This window comes from Pontibacter rugosus (genome assembly GCF_042678745.1).
Classification (GTDB): domain Bacteria; phylum Bacteroidota; class Bacteroidia; order Cytophagales; family Hymenobacteraceae; genus Pontibacter; species Pontibacter rugosus.
Genome location: NZ_JBHTLD010000328.1, coordinates 1 through 3,332, shown reverse-complemented (window position 1 = coordinate 3,332; position 3,332 = coordinate 1). Strand labels below are relative to the sequence as shown.

3 protein-coding genes are annotated in these 3,332 nt (G+C 45.7%); all 3 read left to right on the top strand.

Going from position 1 to position 3,332, the window contains the following annotated elements:
- The first annotated feature begins 124 nt into the window (after positions 1 to 124).
- Positions 125 to 700: an RNA polymerase sigma factor gene (locus tag ACFQ2O_RS20680; protein ID WP_377532604.1), complete on the top strand. Its 576-nt coding sequence runs from the start codon at positions 125 to 127 to the stop codon at positions 698 to 700.
- Positions 684 to 2,411 (top strand): outer membrane beta-barrel protein, encoded by a 1,728-nt coding sequence (locus tag ACFQ2O_RS20675; protein ID WP_377532601.1) that lies wholly within the window; start codon positions 684 to 686, stop codon positions 2,409 to 2,411. Before ACFQ2O_RS20680 ends, ACFQ2O_RS20675 begins: the two co-directional genes overlap by 17 nt.
- A 354-nt stretch (positions 2,412 to 2,765) precedes the next feature.
- Entirely contained in the window at positions 2,766 to 3,047 is a 282-nt protein-coding gene (locus tag ACFQ2O_RS20670; protein WP_377532598.1) for a hypothetical protein, read from the top strand.
- Positions 3,048 to 3,332 lie beyond the last annotated feature (285 nt).

The window sequence follows — 3,332 nt, the reverse complement described above, 5'->3', positions numbered from 1 at the left end:
CTATATAACTATTCTTGTGTAGCTACATGTATAAGTATGTTCTGATAAATTATTTTTCCCTCCGCTTGCAACCCTTTTGCCCATTAAAGAATCATAAGGGAGAACAAGCGTAAACAGGCAGCATTTGAAGCTTTTTACTAAATCTAAAACCGAAGAGGATAAACTCATAGAAGGATGCATCGCGGGGAAGCGCGACATGCAGCGTCTGCTTTATGACTTATACTCTAAAAAGATGATGGTAATATGCCTGCGTTATGCACCCACTACTTTCGAGGCAGAGGATATTATGCAGGATGCCTTTGTAAAGGTGTTTAACAATATTCAAACCTTCAAGAAAGATTGCCCCCTCGAGTTCTGGATCAGGCGCATCATGATCAATACAGCACTAAAGCATTTGCGGTCTAAGCAGTTGCTCACTGTGTCGCATGAGGCGGATGAAGTTGTAAACCTAAGCGCTGATGTAAATCTGAGCGGCTATACAATGGATGAGCTCCTGACAATGATCCAAAGTCTGGCGCCTCGCTACCGTATGGTTTTTAACCTCTATGCCATAGAGGGCTATAATCATAAAGAAATAGGCGAGATGCTGGATATATCAGAGGGGACTTCGAAATCGCAATATTCACGTGCCAGGGCTATACTACAAAGTATGCTCTTAGGACAGGAAAAAAAAACTAAGGAACATGTCATCAGCAGCTAACAATAAACGCGGAAGCCTGGAAGAAGAATTCCAGCGCCGGATGCACGACGCTGAGGCTTCTCCATCGGCAGATCTTTGGGGCCGCATAGACCATCAGCTTACCATACAGGAGAATAGTCACTACAAGCGCAGTATGCTGTTTTACCGGCAGTTGGCAGCAGCGTGTGCTGCTATTATCCTCTTAGCCGGCGGCTTTGGAGTGTACTATCTGGGAGGTAACTCATTTACCAGTCAGGTGGCGCAGGTAGAGCAGCCAACCCGAGCGGCAAGTATGGCCAAAAATAATGTAGCAAAAATAGAGCAGGGGCAAATAGCAACTATAACACAAGAAGCTACAACAGAGAACGCTATAGTTACAGCTGTGCAGCAGCCAGATGTTCTGCGCAAACCTACGTCTTCAGGTACTGTACGAAAAACATCTGAGGAAGCACGTTTGACTCTACCAGAAACAGCTTTAACGCAACCTGATGGTTCAGTTGAGAGGCCGCATTTAGCTACTACAAAGGCCACAGACATCGCTTTATCTAGTCTAGCTTTAGGCTCAGATCCAACAGTATGGAAAAGAAAGCCTGATGTAACATATGAGTCTGTGTTTGACGCCAGAGAACAGGTAGCCCAACAATTCTTCTCTAATTTTCAGGATGCACGACAGGCGCTTCTCAATATCCCTCCTGCAAACAGGATCACATCTTCAGGCCAGCAACGTGCTGCTTTTGCAGGTACGCACACAACCAATGAAATCCCTGGTAGCTTTAGCGAACTGAGTGGCTCAGTCATGAACAGGGTAAAGGAGCTACAGCGTGAGAAGGAGGCTATGCTGCATACGTATAATGATCAAAAGAAAGATGCCGGAGTGAAAGCTGTAGATGAGAAAGAGAAGAGCAGTGACAGCCGTTGGTCGCTTGGCATGGCATATGTGCCGAGTTATTTTGAGCAGAACATCAATGTCCCGGCGCAGCCAGCAGGAAATATGATGTTCAGTAGCTTTGCTCCAGCTTTATCAAGCTTAAGAGAAACAGACAATTCCATAGCGGAAGCTCGCGAAGAGTATATAGAGGAAATAGAGCCTGGCTTCTCGTTTGGTGTGGAGGTAAAGACAGGATTTAAAATAGGGAAAAAATGGAAACTGCTTTCCGGCCTTGGCTTTACGCAAAATACAGCCCGCTCCAAGTCTAGTTATGTAATTGAGCAATTTCAGAACGAGCCGAACCGGTCAGGTAAAGTATCAGCAGGGCCCTCTGCTATCTTCCTGTCTTCGCTTGATAACAGCCTTTTAGCAGACTCGGTACGTGTTGGTAAAACCGATAAGTATAACGTGCATTACCGCTACCGGCACTTAACTGTGCCTGCAGGCATTCAGTATGAAGGCAAACTGTCAAATGATTGGTTTTGGTTTGCAGGCGGTGGTGTTGCCGCTAACATCCTGCTGGAATCGGCTGTACTTGCCTCCAGTGCTGAAGTGCGCGACTCAGAGTATACACTTAGTGATGAAGAATCGCCTTTTCGGAAACTGCAGTGGTCAGGTAACGTTACGGCGGGTGTTGGTAAACGCTTGTCTAATAATATTTCGGTAGCTGTAGGGCCTGCTTTTAAAGGCTATCTGAGCAGCATGCTGGCTAATCCAGACAGAACAAATGCCTCGCAGGGCAGGCCATACAACATCGGCCTGAATATGGCGGTGAATTACGATTTAGGTGCAGGCAGTCGCTAACTATTTTATCACAGCCATGCAACTGCTGTCTGCTTTCCAGGGTCATTTATGTAGAGAACAGACCGCTACTGCCTATGAAGCCTTTGCAAAACTTACGTGAAACCGTTGCTCTTGTAGCCTGCTACGACATGTATGGCTGGTACTTGCTTTTGGCCTTGCTGTTCTTCTCTTTCTTTTAATACCGGTGCCTTGCTAAGCTATGAAAAAGAGCCTGTCGTAAAAACAGGTGGTAATACTGTGCCACTAGTACAATCTAAAGTTATGAAAAGTCTGTTGTATGTTAGCTTGCTTTACCTCTGCCTTGCACTGTTGGCCAGTGGCTGCAGTAAAAGTGCGCCCGCGCCCGCTTGCACCATGGCAGAGGTAGTAGACCGGCACTGTGAGTCAGGGTGGTATATTCTTAAACTGGAGGACGATACAGACGAGCTGGCAAAAAAAACGGGAACTTACGCAGGGCAGCTGCACGGCGGCTACGTAACGACAGACAACCTGCCGGAACAATACAGACAGGTAGGGCAGAAGGTGTTGGTGCAGCTGGAGCTAAACAGTTCGTATGGGCCCCGCTGTGTTGCCACTAACATGTTATACCCTGTTGTAAGAGTGATAGAAGTATGCGGCACACGTGCTGATAAATAATTAATAAGTGATTTTAAGTGACGATGATTGATTTTCAGAGGGCTTGCCAATAGTGCAGGCCCTTTGTTTTAAATTAAGTTGTGCGTGTTAGCTTAGCTTGACTAGTGGCGCAGTGTTTGCTGCGTGGTTGTAAGGTATTTGCCATAAGCAGTAAAAGAAAGCTACAAGGCACTGCTAATGCAGATCTGGCAAGATGTTGTTATACAATAATCTGATGACATTGAAGTTTAGTAGGGGTAATATCTTTCAGTAGAAGAAAATATAGTGTTATATTTGAATCTGAAT

Bases quoted from the DNA above. Each gene is read 5' to 3' on its own strand.
- ACFQ2O_RS20675 (WP_377532601.1), top strand. From the start codon at position 684: ATGTCATCAGCAGCTAACAATAAACGCGGAAGCCTGGAAGAAGAATTC.
- ACFQ2O_RS20670 (WP_377532598.1), top strand. From the start codon at position 2,766: ATGGCAGAGGTAGTAGACCGGCACTGTGAGTCAGGGTGGTATATTCTT.